The 18,793-nt window shown below is 58.5% G+C and carries 22 protein-coding genes; 5 read left to right on the top strand and 17 right to left on the bottom strand.

The features are described from left to right. Nucleotides 1-201: 201 nt before the first annotated feature. From ACN2TU_RS04255 to ACN2TU_RS04245, 3 genes are all read right to left on the bottom strand, one after another. Nucleotides 202-1,548 (bottom strand): alkaline phosphatase family protein, encoded by a 1,347-nt coding sequence (locus ACN2TU_RS04255; protein WP_435153246.1) that lies wholly within the window; start codon nucleotides 1,546-1,548, stop codon nucleotides 202-204. Nucleotides 1,549-1,608: 60 nt separating this feature from the next. Beyond that, a complete protein-coding gene (locus ACN2TU_RS04250) occupies nucleotides 1,609-2,721 on the bottom strand; it encodes a DHH family phosphoesterase (RefSeq protein ID WP_435153245.1) in 1,113 nt (370 codons plus the stop codon). Between the two features lie 172 nt (nucleotides 2,722-2,893). Beyond that, entirely contained in the window at nucleotides 2,894-3,427 is a 534-nt protein-coding gene (locus ACN2TU_RS04245; protein WP_435153244.1) for an inorganic diphosphatase, read from the bottom strand. A 215-nt stretch (nucleotides 3,428-3,642) separates the two neighbouring features. Here ACN2TU_RS04245 and ACN2TU_RS04240 point away from each other — a divergent pair, with 215 nt between their 5' ends. After that, nucleotides 3,643-3,999 carry a PadR family transcriptional regulator gene (locus ACN2TU_RS04240; RefSeq protein ID WP_435153242.1) on the top strand — a complete coding sequence of 119 codons (357 nt, stop codon included), beginning with the start codon at nucleotides 3,643-3,645 and terminating at the stop codon, nucleotides 3,997-3,999. On the opposite strand, the gene ACN2TU_RS04235 is transcribed toward ACN2TU_RS04240, so the two are convergent. Beyond that, nucleotides 3,980-4,543, bottom strand: a complete 564-nt coding sequence (locus ACN2TU_RS04235) for a DUF7108 family protein (protein WP_435153241.1) — start codon at nucleotides 4,541-4,543, stop codon at nucleotides 3,980-3,982. The two genes, ACN2TU_RS04240 and ACN2TU_RS04235, sit on opposite strands and share 20 nt — an antisense overlap. Then, the gene (rnhA, locus tag ACN2TU_RS04230) at nucleotides 4,536-5,129 is read right to left on the bottom strand and encodes a ribonuclease HI (protein WP_435153239.1); all 594 of its coding nucleotides are present in this window, start codon (nucleotides 5,127-5,129) and stop codon (nucleotides 4,536-4,538) included. Before rnhA ends, ACN2TU_RS04235 begins: the two co-directional genes overlap by 8 nt. 129 nt (nucleotides 5,130-5,258) lie before the next feature. On the opposite strand from rnhA, the gene ACN2TU_RS04225 reads away from it, so the two are divergent. Next, nucleotides 5,259-6,224 carry a transcription initiation factor IIB gene (locus ACN2TU_RS04225; RefSeq protein WP_266076485.1) on the top strand — a complete coding sequence of 322 codons (966 nt, stop codon included), beginning with the start codon at nucleotides 5,259-5,261 and terminating at the stop codon, nucleotides 6,222-6,224. Between the two features lie 73 nt (nucleotides 6,225-6,297). Here ACN2TU_RS04225 and ACN2TU_RS04220 read toward each other — a convergent pair whose 3' ends face one another. Next, nucleotides 6,298-6,891, bottom strand: coding sequence for a hypothetical protein (locus ACN2TU_RS04220; protein ID WP_435153237.1), 594 nt, complete (start codon nucleotides 6,889-6,891; stop codon nucleotides 6,298-6,300). A 149-nt stretch (nucleotides 6,892-7,040) separates the two neighbouring features. On the opposite strand from ACN2TU_RS04220, the gene nreA reads away from it, so the two are divergent. Further along, entirely contained in the window at nucleotides 7,041-8,300 is a 1,260-nt protein-coding gene (nreA, locus tag ACN2TU_RS04215) for a DNA repair protein NreA (protein WP_435153235.1), read from the top strand. A 121-nt stretch (nucleotides 8,301-8,421) separates the two neighbouring features. On the opposite strand, the gene corA is transcribed toward nreA, so the two are convergent. From corA to ACN2TU_RS04180, 7 genes are all read right to left on the bottom strand, one after another. Beyond that, entirely contained in the window at nucleotides 8,422-9,402 is a 981-nt protein-coding gene (gene corA, locus ACN2TU_RS04210; RefSeq protein WP_435153233.1) for a magnesium/cobalt transporter CorA, read from the bottom strand. Next, on the bottom strand, nucleotides 9,399-9,569 hold the full coding sequence (locus tag ACN2TU_RS04205; protein WP_435153232.1) for a hypothetical protein: 171 nt from the start codon (nucleotides 9,567-9,569) through the stop codon (nucleotides 9,399-9,401). The genes corA and ACN2TU_RS04205 overlap by 4 nt, the downstream gene beginning before the upstream one ends. A gap of 61 nt (nucleotides 9,570-9,630) precedes the next feature. Then, complete coding sequence (locus ACN2TU_RS04200) at nucleotides 9,631-10,266, bottom strand: DUF6517 family protein (RefSeq protein ID WP_435153231.1); 636 nt, start codon at nucleotides 10,264-10,266, stop codon at nucleotides 9,631-9,633. Nucleotides 10,267-10,340: 74 nt separating this feature from the next. Then, on the bottom strand, nucleotides 10,341-11,834 hold the full coding sequence (cysS, locus tag ACN2TU_RS04195; protein WP_435153229.1) for a cysteine--tRNA ligase: 1,494 nt from the start codon (nucleotides 11,832-11,834) through the stop codon (nucleotides 10,341-10,343). A gap of 43 nt (nucleotides 11,835-11,877) precedes the next feature. Next, nucleotides 11,878-12,375, bottom strand: a complete 498-nt coding sequence (locus ACN2TU_RS04190) for a DUF7523 family protein (protein WP_435153227.1) — start codon at nucleotides 12,373-12,375, stop codon at nucleotides 11,878-11,880. A 76-nt stretch (nucleotides 12,376-12,451) separates the two neighbouring features. Beyond that, nucleotides 12,452-13,018 carry a DUF7524 family protein gene (locus ACN2TU_RS04185; RefSeq protein WP_435153225.1) on the bottom strand — a complete coding sequence of 189 codons (567 nt, stop codon included), beginning with the start codon at nucleotides 13,016-13,018 and terminating at the stop codon, nucleotides 12,452-12,454. A gap of 33 nt (nucleotides 13,019-13,051) precedes the next feature. Beyond that, the gene (locus ACN2TU_RS04180) at nucleotides 13,052-13,237 is read right to left on the bottom strand and encodes a methytransferase partner Trm112 (RefSeq protein WP_435153223.1); all 186 of its coding nucleotides are present in this window, start codon (nucleotides 13,235-13,237) and stop codon (nucleotides 13,052-13,054) included. Between the two features lie 100 nt (nucleotides 13,238-13,337). Between ACN2TU_RS04180 and ACN2TU_RS04175 the strand changes: the two genes are divergently transcribed. Beyond that, complete coding sequence (locus ACN2TU_RS04175; RefSeq protein WP_435153222.1) at nucleotides 13,338-13,754, top strand: EamA family transporter; 417 nt, start codon at nucleotides 13,338-13,340, stop codon at nucleotides 13,752-13,754. A 24-nt stretch (nucleotides 13,755-13,778) separates the two neighbouring features. Here the strand turns inward: ACN2TU_RS04175 and ACN2TU_RS04170 are convergent, their stop codons facing one another. After that, nucleotides 13,779-15,092, bottom strand: coding sequence for an adenylosuccinate synthase (locus tag ACN2TU_RS04170; protein WP_435153220.1), 1,314 nt, complete (start codon nucleotides 15,090-15,092; stop codon nucleotides 13,779-13,781). A gap of 233 nt (nucleotides 15,093-15,325) precedes the next feature. Between ACN2TU_RS04170 and ACN2TU_RS04165 the strand changes: the two genes are divergently transcribed. Continuing rightward, nucleotides 15,326-15,625: a hypothetical protein gene (locus ACN2TU_RS04165; RefSeq protein WP_266076468.1), complete on the top strand. Its 300-nt coding sequence runs from the start codon at nucleotides 15,326-15,328 to the stop codon at nucleotides 15,623-15,625. On the opposite strand, the gene ACN2TU_RS04160 is transcribed toward ACN2TU_RS04165, so the two are convergent. From ACN2TU_RS04160 to ACN2TU_RS04150, 3 genes are read right to left on the bottom strand one after another with little or no spacing between them, the layout of a single operon-like run. Further along, a complete protein-coding gene (locus tag ACN2TU_RS04160; RefSeq protein ID WP_435153218.1) occupies nucleotides 15,622-17,589 on the bottom strand; it encodes a DUF7527 domain-containing protein in 1,968 nt (655 codons plus the stop codon). The genes ACN2TU_RS04165 and ACN2TU_RS04160 overlap by 4 nt on opposite strands. A gap of 56 nt (nucleotides 17,590-17,645) precedes the next feature. Next, nucleotides 17,646-18,434 (bottom strand): MBL fold metallo-hydrolase, encoded by a 789-nt coding sequence (locus tag ACN2TU_RS04155; RefSeq protein WP_435153216.1) that lies wholly within the window; start codon nucleotides 18,432-18,434, stop codon nucleotides 17,646-17,648. A gap of 18 nt (nucleotides 18,435-18,452) precedes the next feature. Next, nucleotides 18,453-18,731 carry a UPF0058 family protein gene (locus ACN2TU_RS04150; RefSeq protein ID WP_435153215.1) on the bottom strand — a complete coding sequence of 93 codons (279 nt, stop codon included), beginning with the start codon at nucleotides 18,729-18,731 and terminating at the stop codon, nucleotides 18,453-18,455. Nucleotides 18,732-18,793: the final 62 nt, after the last annotated feature.

Below are 18,793 nucleotides of genomic sequence, written 5' to 3'. Positions count from 1 at the left end.
ATCATTATTCCCGTACGTATCGACCCGACTGAGACAACTACGAGCAGGACACCGACTCTCTCGCTCGTTTGTCCCGGGATTTGTAGGTGGGCGAAAAAATCTGCGAGCAGTAATCGGAGTTGTGTGGCAGTGTTCACTCGATATACACCAACGTCGCAGTCGCTCCGCGAACGTGTCTCCAAAAAAATCGAGTCGATATTTCTACGCCAGGCTTCGCCCGTCGAGTTCGCTCGCGGAGTACTCGACGTTCATCAGGTCGAGGATGGTCGGCGCGATGTCAAGCAGGTCAACGTCCTCCGGGACGGTCACGTCCGCGTCATCCACGAACAGCGAAGCGTTGTCGAAGCTATGCATGCCGTTTCGCGGGCCGACGCCGAACACGTCGTCGTGACCCTTGAATCCGGCCTTCAGGTCGAAGCCGTAGTTCGGGATGGCGACGAGGTCGGGTGCGATATCCTCGTGGTCGCCCTGGAAGGCGTCTTCCTTCTCGACGACTTGCGCACACACCTTCTTGCCGTTCGGCCCTTCGAGGGCTTCGAGTTTCTCCTTGAGTTCGGCTCGTTTCTCCTCGTATTCGTCCTCAGGGACGCTTCCGCGCGGCTCGCGCCCTTCGAGATTGATGTAGAAACGACCCGGAATGAGCGAGTAGGCAACGGTGTCGTCGGCGATGTCGCCGAGTTCCTCGTGGTCGTCATCCTCGTAGGAAAGCCAGCCTTCGTTTTCGAGCCATTGGTTGAAGTGAACTTCGTGGTCGAGGCTGGTGAAGCCGTGGTCGCTGGCGACGACCATCGTCACGTCGTCGGCGAGCGCGTCACGAAGCTTCCCAAGGTACTCGTCTACCTTCTTGTAGAAGTCGATGAACTCCTGTTTGTACTCCCCGTCCTCCTCGTAATGCTTGAAGAGGAAGTGGTTCACGCGGTCGGTCGTCATGAAGACGCCGAAAAAGAGATCCCAATCGTCCTGTTCGATGTAGTGGCGGAACGCCTCGTAGCGCGCTTTGAGCGTCTCGTGGGCGTTCTCCATGAACTCGGATTTGTCCTCTTTGTGTCCTAACTTCGCGTTCGCGTCGATGCGGTAGTCAATGGAGTTCAGGTAGTTTCGGAGTTCGTCGGGGTACGCCGCCTTGTCTACGCCCGGCGAGAGGAATCCAGAAACCATGCGCTGGACGTTTCGCTGTGGCGGGAACGTCACGGGGACGTTCATCACCGTCGCATTGCGTCCCGAATCCGCGACGCGGTCCCAGATTCGCGTGGCCTGTACGTCCCGGCCCATCGGAACGTAGGTGTCGTAGGACCCGACTTCGCGGTCTTGGAAGCCGTAAACGCCCGTCTCACCGGGGTTGACACCCGTGGTGAGGGCGGGCCAGCAGGCGGAAGACTCGGGTGGGACGATACTGTCTATCGCTCCGGCGCTCCCCTCCTTCGCGAGGGACGCGATGTTCGGGAACTCCGAGGCGTTATCTTTGAGAAAGCTGTACGGCACGCCGTCGATACCAAAGAAGGCTACCCGGGGGTCGTCATCTCCACGGAGCCTATCGAAGAGACCCATACGCGGCCCTACCACAGGCGGCTACAAGAACCTTCGTTTCCGTGCCACACAGTGTCGAACCTACGGCGTCTCGAACGCAGTGAAAAGTGCCTTGCGCGTACTCGCATCGATGAGCGAATCCAACGTGTTTGCATGTTTTCCATCGACTTGCGCGAAAATACCGAGCGGAACTCGCGCCGTCGCTGCATCCGTGTTTCCACCCGTGGTCGCGCTTGCATCGAACGCCCCATCGAGAATATCCATCGCGCTGGAGCGAACGTCTTCCGCCCGACAGGAGACGACGATGGTTTCCTCGTGAATGCCGAACACTGCCGCAGTCGAGACGCCTTCCAGCCGAAGGAGCGAATCCGCGGCTTCCTCCAATGCACTCACCGAGGGAACGATGCCGACGTTCGTCACGGCGAAACTGGCACGACGTTGCCTGTTGGCGATGGCTTCCCCGAGCACATCGAAAGTGTCGCCGCTGACCCCCGGCGACCGCAAATCCTCGATACGTCCGAGATCCGCGAAAGCGTGGAGGAATCCGGCCGTGCCGTAATCGTTTTTTCCGTTCGCGCGGCGGAACTCCCGAGTTCCAGCGCGGATGCCGTACAGGAGTGCCGTGACCACTCGTTGGTCGGGAATGAGCCCCGAATCGCGAACGAGTCCCGTGACGACGGTGGACGTTGCTCCGTCGTCCGTCCGCGTGACGGTCAAAATGTTCTCCTCCGCGGTGGGTCGATGGCGGATGACGCCGACGACCGGCGGATTGTTCGACAGTCGGGGAACTGCCCCGCCACCACCGATCGCGAGTGCGGCGTCACAGTCTTGCAGACGTTCGCCTCGCTCGTCGATGGTCGTCAAATCGATATCGAAGATGTTACAGAACGCTTTGCTATCCTTGCCCGTTACCTCGCCTTCTGCGGTGATTCGTCCCGCGATGCCCCAATCCTTACAGAGCGCTTGCAAACCGACTGCCGCGGCGAGCGAATCGATGCTCGCACCTTCCGGAAGGACGAGCGCGATTCGGTTCTGGCCGGCGACCGACTCCCGAAGCGAATCGACGGGTGCATTGTCGTTTCCGCGGCGTAGGGAGCAAAACTGAACGGCGTAGAGGACGCCACCGCCGGAAAGGACTAACACCATTGCTGTGAGCACGACTTGGCCATTTTCGGCGAGGAATCCGATTGGCATTGGAATCACGTGTTCGTGTCCATTAGTAAATATATGCGGCTGGATTACTGTAGCAGTTATAAGACACGTTCATCTCCACAAGGTAGCGACAGTGCTGATTTTGGTCGTGTAACTCGCGAACGACGACGGTTCGAAAAAACCGGTAGTTGTAGGAAACCGGACAGCGAGACGGTTAGGCGAAGTTCTCTTCGTACAGGTCTTGTGCGTGCTCGATTGCGTCGAGTGCGGATTGATTGTCCTCCCAACCCAGCGTCTCGACTTCCTTGTCCTTTTCGAGGTTCTTGTACGTCTGGAAGAACTCGTCGATTTCGTCCTTCTGCTGCTGGGTGATGTCGTCGACGTCCTCGATGTGGTCGAAGCGTGGGTCTTCTATGGGGACGGCGATGACCTTGTCGTCCTGTTCGCCGTCGTCATCCATCTTCATGAGCGCGACGGGGCGGACTTCGATGACGCAGCCGGGGAACGTGGAGTCCTCGACGAGGACGAGCACGTCGAACGGGTCTTCGTCGTCGTAGTAGGACTGCGGGATGAACCCGTAGTCACCGGGGTAGTGAACGTTGCTGTGCAGCACGCGGTCGAGCATGACGCCGGGGATGTCCTTGTCGTACTCGTACTTGTTCCGGTCGCCTTTGAGACACTCGACGACTGCGTAGATTTCTTCGGGGGCATTCGGTCCTGTTTCCAGGTCTTCCCAGAGATTCGTCATGGGTCGTTTGCGACTGCACGGGAAGACCAAAAAGTCCTTTCGGCATCGACTCAAACCCCCCTCTATCGCTCGATGAAACCACCCAAAATCGAAACACACCTCCGCAATCGACTAGTGGTGTTTCAACCGTAAAATCGAGCGAAAGCGGAGAGAAACACCAAGAAACTTGAGAAGGGTTAAATATCTCGGTTACATATTCCTTCCTGTCAAAGCCAATGTCAGAGGCACAAACACTCACCGAAAGCAGTACCGCCCGCGACCTCACCGCTTTCCAGCGTAACATCCTCATCGTCCTCACCGAGGAACCGATGTACGGTCTCGCTATCAAGCGTGAACTCGAAAACTACTACGACGAGGAAGTGAACCACGGTCGCCTATATCCCAACCTCGACACCCTCGTCGAGCGCGGACTGGTCGAAAAGAGCGAACTCGACAAGCGAACCAATCAGTACGGCCTGACCCAGGACGGTCTCGACGCGGTCGAAGACTCGTTCGCGTGGTCGCTCTCGAAGTTCGTTACCGACGACGAGCGCGCAGAACAGGTTCGTGCGCTTATCGAGAAGAACAGCTAACACAGTCGAACACGAGTTCGACCGACTGTTCTACGACCGTTTTTTGTTTATCACTCGGCCAGGCGTTCCGCGGAAAATACTCCGTACAGAACTCGGTGACTTCGTCGTCGGTCGCTGACTCTACCCGTCGGGCGTAATGGTTGCTCATGAAGTCGGCGAACGACTCGGCATTCGCACCGTGAACGTCGCCGTGATTCTCTCGAACTGCTGCCGCAACCGTTCGATTGTGCGCGTCTATCTCGTCCCAGTTGTCTGGGTCGCCGGGGCCGTCGAGTGGGATTTCGATCGCTCGTTCCGTATCCTCGATTCGTTCGACCCGAATCGTTCCATCTGCGAGCCACTCGTCGGGATGAAGGACGAGAACGGTTCGAGTATCGTCCTCCCGAGTCCGCGCGACAAAGTCATGCTCTGCGAGCAGTCTGTCGCGTTCGTCACGGTACGTGTCCGCCTCGTCGCCGTCAGCATCGCGTGCAAGGTGGGTCAGTCGCTCCGCTTCTTCGACGGTCTCGGTCGGTAGTTCGCGGTCGTCCGGCAGATCAACCATCGTCTAACGCCTCGTTTACGAGTTTGTCCGCGCGCTCGTTTACCTCCCGCGGAACGTGCTTGAGCGACCATTTGTTGAATCCGTCGAGCAGTTCGCGGACGCGAACCCGGCGCTCGCGAAGGTCGGGGTCGTTCGTCTTCCACGCGCCGGTGACCTGCTTGATGGCGAGTTGGGAATCCCCCTTTACGTCGATGGTGTCAAATCCGTAATCGCGGGCGGCTTCGAGTCCGGCGATGAGCGCGTCGTACTCGGCTTGGTTGTTCGTTGCGCGCCCGATTCGCTCGTTCCCCTCTCCGGCGATACCGTCGCTGGTGACAATGACCCAACCGATGGCCGCAGGGCCGGGATTGCCGCGACTTCCACCGTCGAAGTAGAGATAGGCGTGCCCGCCCGAATCGCGGAGAAGCGCTTCGATAGACTGCGGGTTTGACCCCTGAACCACGAGTTTGTCGTCGTATGCGATGGCGACGGCGTCGTCGTATCTGGCCCGCCAGTGCTCGTATTCGCTCTTTCCATCCGAGATGACCACCCCGGCGTCGGCGAGCGTCTCGCGCGCCTCGTCCACATCACACTCGATGACTGGCATTGCAAGGAAGTCGTCTGTGGGCGAGTAAACAGGTTCCGATATACGGGAAAAGTGTGGCACCGGTTGTCAAGTATATATGGCTTTTGCCCAAGGGTTTAAGTGAATCGAAGTTACTACTATAAAAGTGCGATGACACGGTCTACTCGCCAGCGTGAGCGCCAACTTGAAGGGGAGCAAACGGCGAATGAACGAGAGGGAGAGCGTGCTTGTCCTGAATGTGGGTCCGACAATTTAGTAAAGAGCAACGACCGCTCCGAACTCATTTGTGACGACTGTGGGTTAGTCGTCGAAGAAGAAAAGATAGATCCAGGTCCGGAATGGCGTGCGTTCAATCACCAGGAACGCCAGCAGAAATCTCGCGTGGGTGCGCCAACCACGCAGACGATGCACGACAAAGGGCTGACGACGACCATCGACTGGAAGGACAAAGATGCCTACGGTCGTTCTATTTCTTCGAAAAAGCGCAGTCAGATGCATCGACTGCGAAAATGGCAAGAACGTATCCGGACGAAGGACGCGGGCGAACGCAACCTCCAATTTGCCCTGTCCGAAATCGACCGAATGGCGTCCGCACTCGGTGTACCGCGGTCGGTACGGGAAGTCGCGTCCGTCATCTACCGTCGAGCGCTCAAGGAAGACCTGATTCGGGGACGGTCTATCGAAGGTGTCGCAACGAGCGCACTGTACGCCGCCTGTCGAAAGGAGGGAATTCCGCGAAGCCTCGAAGAGATTTCGGAGGTATCCCGCGTCGAACGAAAAGAAATCGGTCGAACGTATCGCTACATCTCACAGGAACTCGGCCTGGAGATGAAACCCGTCGACCCGAAAAAATACGTCCCGCGGTTCTGTTCTGAACTCGAACTCAGCGAAGAAGTCCAGTCGAAAGCGAACGACATCATCGAAACGACCGCCGAAGAAGGCTTACTCTCGGGGAAATCCCCAACGGGGTACGCCGCCGCCGCGATTTACGCCGCGTCACTTCTCTGCAACGAGAAAAAGACGCAGCGCGAAGTCGCGGACGTTGCACAGGTGACCGAAGTCACCATCCGAAACCGGTATCAAGAACAGATAGAGGCGATGGGAATCCACAGCTAATCACGCTTACTTTTTTGGCAGTCTGCTCCCCCGAGCGCCTGCTGTTTCCGAACCTCGATTCTCACAACCCACGCTATCGCGTGTAGATGTCTACCGGACAGCCGTTCACTTCTCCACCCCGCATCCCGTCCGCGACCCAGTAGATGGAGAGGAAAATCCACAGAAGGGCCACGACTGCGATACCGAGTCCGTCGAATGGGAACAGCGTCGCGGACGCGGTGACGCCGAATAGGGAGAGAACCCCCGCGAGGAGCACCGACCCGCAGGCCGCACAGCCTGCACCGAGAGTGCCAAAAACGATGCCGAGCGTTCCGGAACCACCCTGTTGGATGGAGATGCCGTGTTCGCGGAAATAATAGGCGACCATGGCGAGATTGACGCCGACCAGCACCGCGACGAGCAGGATGATGACGCCCTGTTCGACGGTGAAGTTCGTCCCGACGAACGGATACTGGTTGATGAGGATAATCACTCGATTTTCGAGCGGAATCGTCCCACGCAGGAGGAACTGGACAAGCGTCGGATTCTGCCCGAGTGAAAAGGTTGTCAGAGCAATCACTGCCGCAAGGAGCGCGATGACGGCGTACAGCGGAACCGTCAGCACGAGGCACGCGGTGCGACCCATCAGTCGCCAGTCCGTCGGTCGAATGGGTAATCGAATCGTCACCGGACGACACCGTCCCGTCGGTACGCGCTTCCCATGTGCAGTCCTCCGTCGGGAAATAAAATAAACGATTCCCGGTTGTGCAGGGACGGTACACAGGACATCGCACGGTGTCCGAACGTTGAAGCCATTCCCGTCCCTAACTCGACCGAATGCGGTTGGACGAGTACATCGATGACCTGCGGCCGGACGAGGAAGAGCGCCGCCGCCGTCTCGCCGAGGAGAAGTCATACGAGATTCTGGACTACGTTGACGACTTCGAAGACCGGTTTTCCGAGGTCGCACAAGGCGACTCGCTGTTCGGAAGCACCTCGCCCTCGGTGTTCGTTGGGCGGTCGTCGTACCCCAACGTCTCGACTGGGATTCTCTCGCCGGTTGGCGAAGAAGAACGCGCCTCGGAGTTCGCAACGAGCGGCGACTGGTACCAACGTGGCCTCGATATCGACAACGTCCTCCAGTACCGAACCGGCCTGCTGAATTCGAATCGCTCCGCGAAAGTCAACGTCGAGGACGTGTGGGACGGCTTCGTCGGCGTCCAGCGCGAAATCGCCATCGCCGACCGTCCGGTGGACGTGGAAATCGGGCTCACCGAGAAGCTCGATTTGGACGTGAACGTGGACGACATCGCAACGCCGACCGGCCCCTCAGCCCGGGCGTCCTCGGCGAATCTCGCGGAAAATCCCCACGTCCCGCGTCCAGTCAAGAAAACGCTGGAGGACGACGACTGGCAGGCACAGGGCGCGATGACCTATCTCTACCGTCGCGGCTTCGACGTATACGACATCAACAACGTCCTCTCTGCTGGGGCGCTCGGACAGGGACGAAACCGGAAACTCGTGCCGACGCGCTGGTCGATTACGGCGGTGGACGACACGGTCGGACAATACCTCCGCGGTCGAATCCGGAACACCCCGAGCATCGACGAGACGCAGGTGTGGGTGAACGAGTATATGGGCAATCGCTACTGGGTCGTCCTCGCACCGGGGCAATGGGAGTTCGAACTGGTGGAGATGAAAGCGCCGGGGAGCATCTGGAATCCATCCACGACGGGCGACATCTGGATGGGAAGCGCCCACGAGGGATTCGAGGGCCGAACGAAATACGTCGATGAGACGGCGGGCGCGTACTACGCCTCCCGACTCGGCGTGCTGGAACATCTGGAAGACATCGGTCGGCAAGCCAAAGCCCTCGTCCTCCGCGAGGTCAGCGACGACTACTGGGCACCCGTTGGCGTCTGGCAGGTGCGCGAGAGCGTCAGAAACGCCTTCGACGGCGAATTCGGCGAGTCCGAGTCGTTCCACACCGCGGTTCGAAACATCGTCCCCGAACTACCGATTTCGATGAACACGCTTCGGAGGAAATCCGAGATGGTCTCCGGCGTGCAGGCTAACCTGTCCGATTTCGGTCTGTAAAGCGGATTCGATCCGGGTTGAGACGAAGCTTCGCGGTTCGATGGCTGGCGATACGGTACTCGAACTGGGTGTTATCTCGTATCGACAACGGCTGGTAGGCGAATATTACGCCGAGTGCTCATCACAACCAGCCCTCCTTCCGGAAGTACGCCACCAAAATCACGGTCACGAACAGCATACCAATCATGACGGCGGGATAGCCGTACGTCCAGCCGAATTCCGGTATGTTGTACGGGCTATCCCGGAAATTCATCCCGTAGAGTCCGACGACGAACGTGAGCGGCAGGACGATGGTGGCGACCACGGTGAGCTTTTTCATCACCTCGTTGGTCGAGATGGAAAGTGAGTTGAGATAGATGTCGCGCGCGCCGCTGGCCAAGTCCCGATAGGTCTCGGTCAAATCGACGAGTTGCACGAGGTGGTCGTACACGTCGCGGAAGTATTTTTCCGTCTCCAAGCGCACTTCTTCGGGGTCTCCTCGGGACAAAGAGCCGACCGCCTCGCGGGTCGGCCACGCGAGTTTTCGAAAGGAGAGGAGTTCTCGCCGGACGCGGTTTATCGACTCCAACGTCTCGATGCTGGTGTCGGTGATGACCGCATCCTCCACGTCCTCGATTCTGTCTTCGATTTGGTCGAGCACGTCGAAATAGCCGTCCACGATGCCGTCACAGATTCGGTAGGCGGTGAAGTCCGACCCCCGACCGAGAACGCGCCGGTCACCGGCGAGTGCGGCTTGCCAGACTCGGTTGACGGCGTCCACGTCGTGTTCCGAGAGGGTGACGAGCCAATCCTCGCCAACGAATACGCCGACGGGTTTGACGCTGATTTCCTCTCGAAACGTCGTATCGCCGGAGACGAGTTCGGCGGTTTTGAGCAGTACGAAGGTATAGCCATCGAACTCCTCGGTTTTCGGACGAACCCCGTTTCGAATATCCTCGACCGAGAGGGGATGGATGTCGAACAGGTCGGCGACGGAATCGAGTTCCGCGGGGGTCGCATCGCTCGCACGCACCCACACCGTTCCGGGTTTTTCGTGGGCCGTTTCGATGGCGTCGAACGTCTCGACGGTTCCGTCGGAAAACGCGAGGGCTTCGACTGTCACGTCGATTCCTCCGGCTGCGTCGCGTTGCCGATGGCGATCAGCGTGATTCCGACCATCATTCCCGTAATCGAGAACGCTCGTCCCGGATACGGCGTGACAACCCCGATTAGATAGCCTAGCAACCCAAGAGCCGTGAGAATTATTCCAACGAGAGGGGTACGATTCATGCAGTTCATACCAGAAGCAAGAAGAAAAAATATTGCCCGGCAGTCGCTCGGCGTGGGGTGGCTACTTTTCGTGTTCGACGCCCTCGATGAGTCGATAGACGTTTTCGGTTTCGTCTAGCTGTTTCGGGTACACACCCATCACGACCACCACGTCGTCACCGTGTTCGACCTTCGTAACGTGGATGTTCACCTCGACCTTCGCGCCGTTCGTCTTCGCTTCAGCCGAAAACATCGAGACCTTGGTCTCGGTTCCGAGCATTGTCACGTTTTTCGCGCCGGTTTCCCGGACGTCGTTGACGTTGCCGTACTTCGAGACGAACTTCTCGACCAACTGTTTGTTGTTGTAGCGCGCAATCGGGTTTATTGGCTCGTCAGCGATTTCGAACGTTGGACTGCTGAGTACCGTGACTTGCGCCACTGTCCCCTCGGCAACGCCGGAAATGCCGATGGATTTCTCGTACTGGGTGACCCAGTTCGTCACCTTGACCTCGCGGCTCTCTCCCGCGACTTCGAACGACCGCTTCGTCTCCAGTTGCTTTTCGTTCGCCTTTTCGTACTTCGTATCCGAAAGCGTCCCGTCGCCGACAGTCGCTTTGTTGGCGCTGAACGCCAACGTATCTCCGAGAATAAATCCGAGACAGCCACTCGTGAGGACGAGTACTGCCAGAAACGTGCCAGCGAGTAGTTTGCGTGCCATGTCGAAACCCAGTACACAATCCCGGCGTATAAAACCGACGACTGTAGCGTGGGTTCGAGGTTGGGTTACGCCGATTACGGGAACGTAAACGACGGCCCTGAGTCGGTGTCCTGCACTTCGACACCCAACGCTTCCAACTCGTCTCGAAGCTCGTCGGCACGCTCGTAGTTGCCCGCACCGCGTTCCTGTTCTCGCAGGTCGAGGACGAGTTCCACGATGTCTTCCGCGAGTCGCACGTCGCCGTCCGTTTCGCTATCGAACGCGAATCCGAGGACGCCGCCGCCCAACTCCTCGAACGTCTCGACCGCTCGATTGAGCCCGTCGTAGTCGTACTCCTCGTGGTCGTCCACGTGGCGATTGACCGCTGTCACGAGTTCGAGCAGGGCCGCCAGCGCGCGACGAGTGTTGAAGTCGTCGTTCATCGCCGACTCGAACTCGTCCCGAGCGGTGTCGACTTCCTCGCGCAGGTCGTCGTCCTCGACTTTGGTTCGGGCGTCGGGACTATCGAGTGCGTCCACTGCGCGCTCGTAGCCGCCGGAAAGCCGTTCCCAACGGTCAACTGCCTCGCTCACCGTCTCGTCGTTGAACGTCTGTCGATTGGAGTAGGAGGTCGAGAGGAGGAACATCCGAACCGCGTTCGGGCCGATTTCCGACATCGCGCCACGAACTGTCGAGTAGTTCCCGAGACTCGAACTCATCTTCTCGCCGTCGGTTTCGAGCAGACGGACGTGAAGCCAGTACCGGGCGAACTGGTGGCCGGTGGCGGCCTCGCTCTGTGCCACCTCGTTCTCGTGGTGCGGGAAGACGAGGTCTTGCCCGCCGACGTGGATATCGATGGTCTCGCCGAGATGTTTCATGCTCATCGCCGAGCACTCGATGTGCCACCCCGGGCGACCTTCGCCCCACGGCGAGTCCCACGTCTGGCCCGACGGATTGGAAACCGCGTACTCCGTGTCCGCGTTTCGGTGTTCCTCAATAGACCCTTCGTCCACGCCGTTCGCCTTCCAGAGCGCGAAGTCCGCGGGGTTATGCTTCTCGCCTCGTTCGTCCGCTTCGTCATCGCCCTGCGATTCCATCTCCTCGACTCGCTGGTTCGAGAGTTTTCCGTAATCCTCGAACGTCGTCACGTCGAAATAGACCGACCTGTTCGATTCGTACGCATATCCTTTCTCGACTAGCGTCTTGATGAGGTCGATGATTTCCGGGACGTGTTCGCTAACCCGTGGATACACGTCCGCTCGCTTCAGGTTCAGGTCGCGCATGTCGCGGATGACTTCCGTCATGAAGGTGTGTGCGACTTCGCTTTCGTCGTCGCCGAGGTCATCTTCCCCTGCGCGTGCCGTGATTTTCTCGTTCACGTCCGTGAAGTTCTCGACGTGGCGCACGTCGTAGCCGAGGTGTTCCAACCAGCGATGCATCACATCGGTGTGAATCCATCCGCGAGCGTGGCCAAGGTGTGCGTAGTCCGAGACGGTCAACCCACAGTAGTAGAGGAGAACCGACTCGGGGTCACCCGGTTCGAACGATTCCCGCTCACCCGAGAGGGTGTTCGTTACGGAGAGTGTCATGGGAAAGCGTAGTATCAGCAACCGTTTTAAATCGTCGGAAGCGTCATCGTCCGCCGAGTTCCGGCACCGAGTCGAGTGCGAGTTCGACATCCCGAACCGCGTTTGCGCCGTCCCGTCGCTCGACGACCACGACGAGCGACTCCTCGGCGACTGCGGCCGCGATGACCGAAATACCGTCCGTTACGAGTCGTGCGAGGACGTGTGAGAGAGCTGCCGCATCGACATTTCCTGTGGCAATCACCGCGGTAAGCGACCCCGAATCCGGGGTAAATCCGGCATCCCCAACGACGAGCAGCGGGTCGTCGTCCGCCATTCCGAGCCCGCTCTGCATAACGACACGAACGTCTCGCTTCTCGGCGTGGAAGTCCGGAACGTCGTCCGCAAACCGCGTCAGTGCCGTCGAAATCGCGTCGGTGTCGTCGCCGACCTCGTCCGAAAGGAATCGGGCAGTGGCGGTGTAGTTCAAAATTCCAGCGCGGAGGGCAGAGTAGAGAAACGGCCGACTCCGAACCGCCTCCCGTGTGGTTTCGGCAAGTGACATTATCGACGTGCACGAAGGGAGCGTGCAAAAGGAATGCGATTACCGAAACGGTATATCGATGCCTCGGGAGGCACGATTATCGTGTTAGAAAGTACGTTGCCACGCCGAGACCGATCATCACCACGAGGCCGCCGAATAGTGCAACGCCGTTATCGACGAGGAATCCCGCGCCGACCACGAGCACCAGTGCAAAAAGGCCGAGAAGAACGAGCGGCAGGTTCTTCAGCGTGTCAGACTGCGTCGATTTCGATCCCTGCCTTGGTTCCGTGGGACGACCCCCCTGTGGTTTCGAGAGTGCCTCGTCTACCGGAATCGAACTGCTTCGTTCCTCGGGTTCGAGGATATTCGTGTCCACATACGTCGTTTCGGCCCCGTAACCGGTGACGATTTTGAGCTTTCCGTGAGCAGGAGCATCGTGGACCGTCACAGGGACGTGACGGATGTCTTTGGCTTTGACGTAGTGGTTCGTCGCACCTAGTGACGCGACTTCCGAGAGGTCGTCGTCGAGATGAAGATGGGCATGGATCGGTGCTCCGTGGTTTTTGAGCGCGATGGTGAACGAGCCGTCGGTTTCGAACGACTGCGCTACGTCGATATGATGGAGGCCATCGCGATTGACGTGAACCGATACCGTCTCAGACACGATACAGTCCTCTCTCTACCAGTACAAAAACGTTCAGGCTTCGCGCATATCCGGCGGAAGAAGGTTCGGAATTCCGTCTTCGATAGGGTACCGTTCGCCGCACTGGGTACAGGTAAGAGTCCCGAAGATGACCTCTTCGTCCTCTTCCTGTCGAGCGTCGAGTTCGAGTTCCTGTTTATCCAGCGGACAGCAGATGATGTCCATCAGGGATTTCTTCATATCCGGGTGGACGAAGGGATGGGGCAAAAGCGTGACGGGTTCGGTGGTTCGGGCTAGCCGGTTTCGAAACGATTCTCACCACTGGGACGAAATTCCTCCCATGAACTACATCGGTTGGGCGGTCATCGCCCTGATCGGTTACACAGCACTCCCGCCACTCGTCAGCACCGCGACGCAGGACATTCCGGATACAGTTGCCGCGGTGGTGGCGAACACGATGCTGGTTATCGCGGCCCTCGCCGTCACGATATACGAAGGCGAACAGATCGTTCCGTACCTCACGAGCGAGAAGGCACCGTACATGTATGGCGCGGGCGTCTCCCTCGCCATCGGTATCCTCGCCTACTATCGTGCGTTGTCAACCGGACCGGTCAGCATCGTCGTGCCGATTTTCGGACTCTTCATCGCGACGAGTTCCCTCATCGGAATCATGTTTCTGGACGAGCCGTTCACGGCGCGAAAAGTCGCGGGAATTGGCTTTGCACTCGCCGCGATTTACCTCACCGCGGTCGAATAGGAAAAACGGGACGATTGCGAGCGGTTATTCCATCGGGTTCGTCAGTACGATGGTCTCTTCTCGGCCCGGACCGACACCGACGGCGTAGACGGGCGCGTCGAGTTCGTCGCTGATGTAATCGAGGTAGGCACGTGCGTTGTCCGGAATAGCGTCGTAACCTTGCTCGACGACTTCGCTCCAGTCCACTTCCGGCCAGCCCTCGAAGCTCTTGAGATTCGGTTCACAGCGACCCCAGCGTTCCGTCGTGGAGGGCATCGTGAACAGTTCCTCGCCGTCCAACTCGTAGCTGTGGCCGACTTTCAGTTCGTCGATACCCGCCAACACGTCGAGGTGGTTGACGGCGATGCCGGTAAATCCGTTTGCACGTGCGGCGTGGCGGAGCATCGGCATGTCGAGCCAGCCGATTCTTCGCGGTCGGCCGGTGACGGTACCGAACTCGCCACCTTCCTCGCGGATGTATTCGGCCGTCTCGTCGTGCAGTTCGGTCGGGAGCGGTCCCGTACCGACGCGCGAGAGGTACGCTTTCACGATACCGACGACCTCACCCTGTCCGACGACGCCCGGGCCGAGACCGGTTCCGGTTGCCGCACCGCCAGCGGTCGGGTTCGAGGAGGTAACGTAGGGGTAGATACCGTGGTCGATGTCGATGGACGTTCCCTGCGCGCCCTCGAACATGATGTTCTTGCCGCCGTCGTTGTATTTGCCGAGGAAGTCGCCGGCGTTGACGGTCATGTCCTCGTCTTTCATGCGCTCGCCGAACGCTTTGTACTGCTCGTAGAGGGCGTCCACGTCGAACTCCTCGCCAGTTTCGATGCCGAACACGTCCTCGGCCAGCGCGCGCTTTTGCGGGACGACGTACTCCAGTCGGTCGCGGAGCACGTCGGGGTCGAGGAGGTCGCCGACTCGGATACCGCGTCGACCTGCCTTGTCCTCGTAGGTTGGGCCGATACCGCGGCCGGTCGTTCCCGCTGCGAGGTCGTCGTCTTTCTTTACGTCCTCTTCGATGCCGTCGAGAACGCGGTGATACGGAAGAATGACGTGTGCGCGTCGTGCGAGTCGAACATCCGGTTCGAGACCGCGCTCGCGGAGGGCGTCGATTTCACTGAACAGCGTTTCGGGGTTGACGACACAGCCGTTTCCGAGGACACCGACTTTCCCCCGAATGACCCCGCTTGGAACGAGAGAGAGTTTGTATTCGGTACCGTCCTCGACGACAGTGTGGCCTGCGTTGTCGCCACCCTGATAGCGAACGACCACGTCAGCGGCGTCGCCGTAGAGGTCGACGACGCGACCTTTGCCTTCGTCGCCGAGTTGCGAACCGACGATAGTTACGGTCATACCGGAAATCTCTTCTTGCGCACTTCCTAAACCGATTACGGTCTTCGAAGCAGGATAATACACGAACATGTATATCGACGAGTTGTCGATGGTCGATTTTTTGCAATTTCGGCGATACTCTCGTCCGAAAGCCGGAAGTGTTAACTCGTCTCACTGGAAAACCCTTCTCTGCACTTCTGCTTGCGATGCGGACAACAACCTTTAAAAGGTTCAAAGACAAGTTAACACATGCCATGATAGATCGACTGGAGAAGGAAGTCGATATGCTGGAACGCCACTTGCAGGTCCTGAAGATGGTTATCGAAAACGAGCCCATCGGCATCGTCAAGATGTCGAACGAGACGGGCTACCCACACCACAAGGTTCGATACTCTCTCCGTGTCCTCGAAGAAGAAAATCTCATCTCGCCCTCGAATCAGGGCGCAATTACGACTGACCGAACTGAGGAGTTCGTCGCCGAACTCGACGAGAAACTGTCGGAGATTACCGACAAACTCGACACGATGAAAATCGGCGAAAAACCCGAAGCTTAGAGTTCTGGAACAGTTAGGTGGAATTCGCCGTTACGCGATTCGACCAGACATAGGTGATATCCCCGCTTACGGGATAGCTTGACGAAACTTTCTCGTTTTTCACGCGTCAGCAGCCCGCCACTGGTTGCGTCCTCCGTCGTCTCCAACGCCGCCGGTTCGAAGAAACTCTTCGTGACCTGGAACGCCGCACTGAGTTCGTTGTTCGCGGTGGCGACGTCGCTCGACGCATCGACGAGCGACCCGAGCATTTCGCCGGTCGCCGGGTCGCGCGAGTCGTTGATGTTCGCAACAACGAGCGGGTTACCCATTCGGTCGCGAAGGATAACGTCGAACGACACCTCGCCCTCCTCGCCCTCCTCCGTTTCCGCGGTCAGGTTGCCGTGAAGTTCTGCTCGGTCGATTTGCTGAATCGCATCGAAGAGGTCTTTCAGTCCGCGCTGGTGGCCGGTCTCCAAGATTTCGTACAGCAGGTCGACGACGAGCCACGAGACGAACTGGTACTCCATCGACTCGTGGAGAAACGTCTCGTACTCCTGCCCATCGACGGCGACGCCCTCCACGTCGAACTGCGTGTGGTGTTCGAGTTTCAGGTTGGTTTCGACCGTCTCTCGGTCTGTGTCGCCCGCCGCCGCATCGGCCAGCGTCCCTTTTCCTTTCGACCCGTATCGAACGAACAGGTTCGTCTCCGAGAGCGCTTGCTGCGGCGTTATCTGTCGCTCCGCGGTCGCGCCGGGACTGTTTTGCTGAACCGTTTCGAGTTCGGCACGCAAACTTTCGAGTTCACTCTGGAGGCGGTTGCGTTCCTTTCTGAGTTCGTCACGTTCGACCTCGGTACTCTTGAGTTTCGTTTGAAGCGCTTCGATTTTCTCCGCACGTGCGGCGAGTTCGGCTTCCAACTCCTTCGACCGGGTCGAACCGTCACGAGCGCCACGGCTTTTGGGCTGTCTCTGTGGTGGCTGTCGCGTATTTCGTCGCTGTTTGACACCGGTTTCGCGCGATTTCGTGGAGCTACTTTTGTCCGGGTCGAGCGACGGAATCGTCGTCGTCTCCCGCCACTGTTGTTCGTCCGAGAACGTAACTGGCGTATCCTCCGTCTCGCTCTCCGACGTTGACGATTGTGGTTGTCGCGGAGTCGGTTCCGTTTCTTGCTCCGTCTCCGAAGCAGGCCGCTGACTCGGTGGCGCTTCGGAAGCGGTCGTCCCTGATGGAGTCGGCTCGGACGCTTGGGCCGATCGTGCTGGCTGGGAAGACTGGGTCGGCTGTCCCTCGCTCGGCGCGGACGATGCGGACTGTGGTTCTGCGTTCGCCGATTGACCCGCGCTTGGCGTCGGCTGTGAGACCTCCGACGCTTCTTGCGTCCAGTCCGCTGTCTCACCAGTCTCTTCGACCGGGGTCGGTGTCGGTTCCGGCTCGGACGGTGTTTCGGGTTCGGGAATGTCGATGATGTCCACATCCGCGGCGACGACTTCGTAAATGCCGACTTCGTCGTTCGCGCGTTCGAACGCTTCGTCGCCGGTTAGCAGCTTTTCGCTTTCGCCGACGTAGGCGACACTCATAGAGCGCCCGGAGTGATAGACGACGTAGTAGTCGCCGCTCAGGACGTTCTCGCTGAGTTCGACGTATCCCGTGAAGTTCTTCGAAGCAAGTGTGTCAGTCGCCTCGGCGAGGGGTGTATCGTTGGTGTAGTATTTCGCCTGCGTCTTCCCACCGTGTTTCTGCATACTGAACAACAGCGGAAGTGAGGGGTGTGGTGCTTCGAAGACTGTTCCATCCGAATCCCCGAAATCGGCGAGTTCGCCGTCATAAACGCCGACAACGCGGCCGTTCAACATGAAGAGCCACGCGCCGCCCGCTTTGACGGCACCGGAAAATTCGGCGTCGGCGAGATCTCGGAGTGCGTCGAAGCCTCCGTAGAAGGGACGTGAATCCCAATCGGTTATCTGTTCGACCGTGCGCGCATCCATATTTACGTCAAAACGGAATCCTCCTCAAATAGTTTCGGGTTGCCGTAGTACGTCCGTCAGATGCACCTCATCGAAATTACTTGTCCATCAATCGCGATGTTGAATCCAGCTTTGACCACGCTTCGGTGGGCCGACGAGGTCGAATTGGCGACCGGATTTGTGTGATTCAGATGCGTGAAATATAGCTCGGTGTCACAGCCCTCGAACCGCTTCATCGTCTCCGGAATCGGCGGATGGGGAACTTCCCTGCCATCGACTTCGCTCATCGAAAAGAACGTTCCATCGACCAGTGCAACGTCGCTTTCCACAACCATGCGCTCCGCTTTCGGTGTCCAGTAATCGATGTCCGGAATGTAGACGAACGACGAACCACCGTCTTCGAACCGTAATCCGACCGTGTCGGCATCTTCGTTCCGATGCGGGACGGAAATCGGGTGGCAGGTCACGCCGCCGACTTCGAACGAGTCGTCGGGAACGAACGGCCGCAGTTCGACGTTTTTGCGCGCGACGAGATGATAGTAGGCTTTGTTCCCGTCCCGAAACCAGTCGGCCATCGTTTCGGAGCAGTAGATCGGTTTGCGGTCAGTGTCGTATCCTTCCCGTCCGAGATAAAACAGGCCACCGTAATGACCGACGTGGGCGTGCGTCAGGACTATCGAATCGACCGTCGATAACCCAATCGCCCGCTTGATGTCGGGCGGTGCATCAACCAGAATCGTCGCGTCGTCCGCTTCGAGGCTGATTGCTGGTCCGTGGCGAACGACGCCCGATGTGCACTGATTGCACTCACAATCACATCTAGGGATACCTTCGTCCTGTGCCGTACCGAGAACTCGAATCTGCACGTCGCTACGCCCGAAAAATCAGATTTTGCTTTCGGCGTCGTCCGCGAGTTCTTCCATTCGCTTGCCGATTCGACCGGCTTCACTGAATTCGTCCTCGCTCATCACGCTCGCTAGCGAGTTTCCGAGCACGAAAACGGCGTGCTTGTGCTCGCTCTTGGATTTGTGTACGTGCGAGGGGTCAACGTCCAGTTGGTCGTACGCTTCGAACGAACCGTTCGGAATGTCGTTTTGCTCCTTGAAGTACTCCATGATGGTAACCATCTGTTCGTGAAGCTCAAGGAGGTCGTCTTTATGCATAATCGCGCATTGGTAGTTATTCGGTTTAAGAGTTTCTGAGAACTGTTCACACGTTGAGGCGA

The sequence above is a fragment of the Haladaptatus marinus genome (genome assembly GCF_051194195.1).
This window is presented reverse-complemented; position numbering and strand designations above follow the sequence as displayed.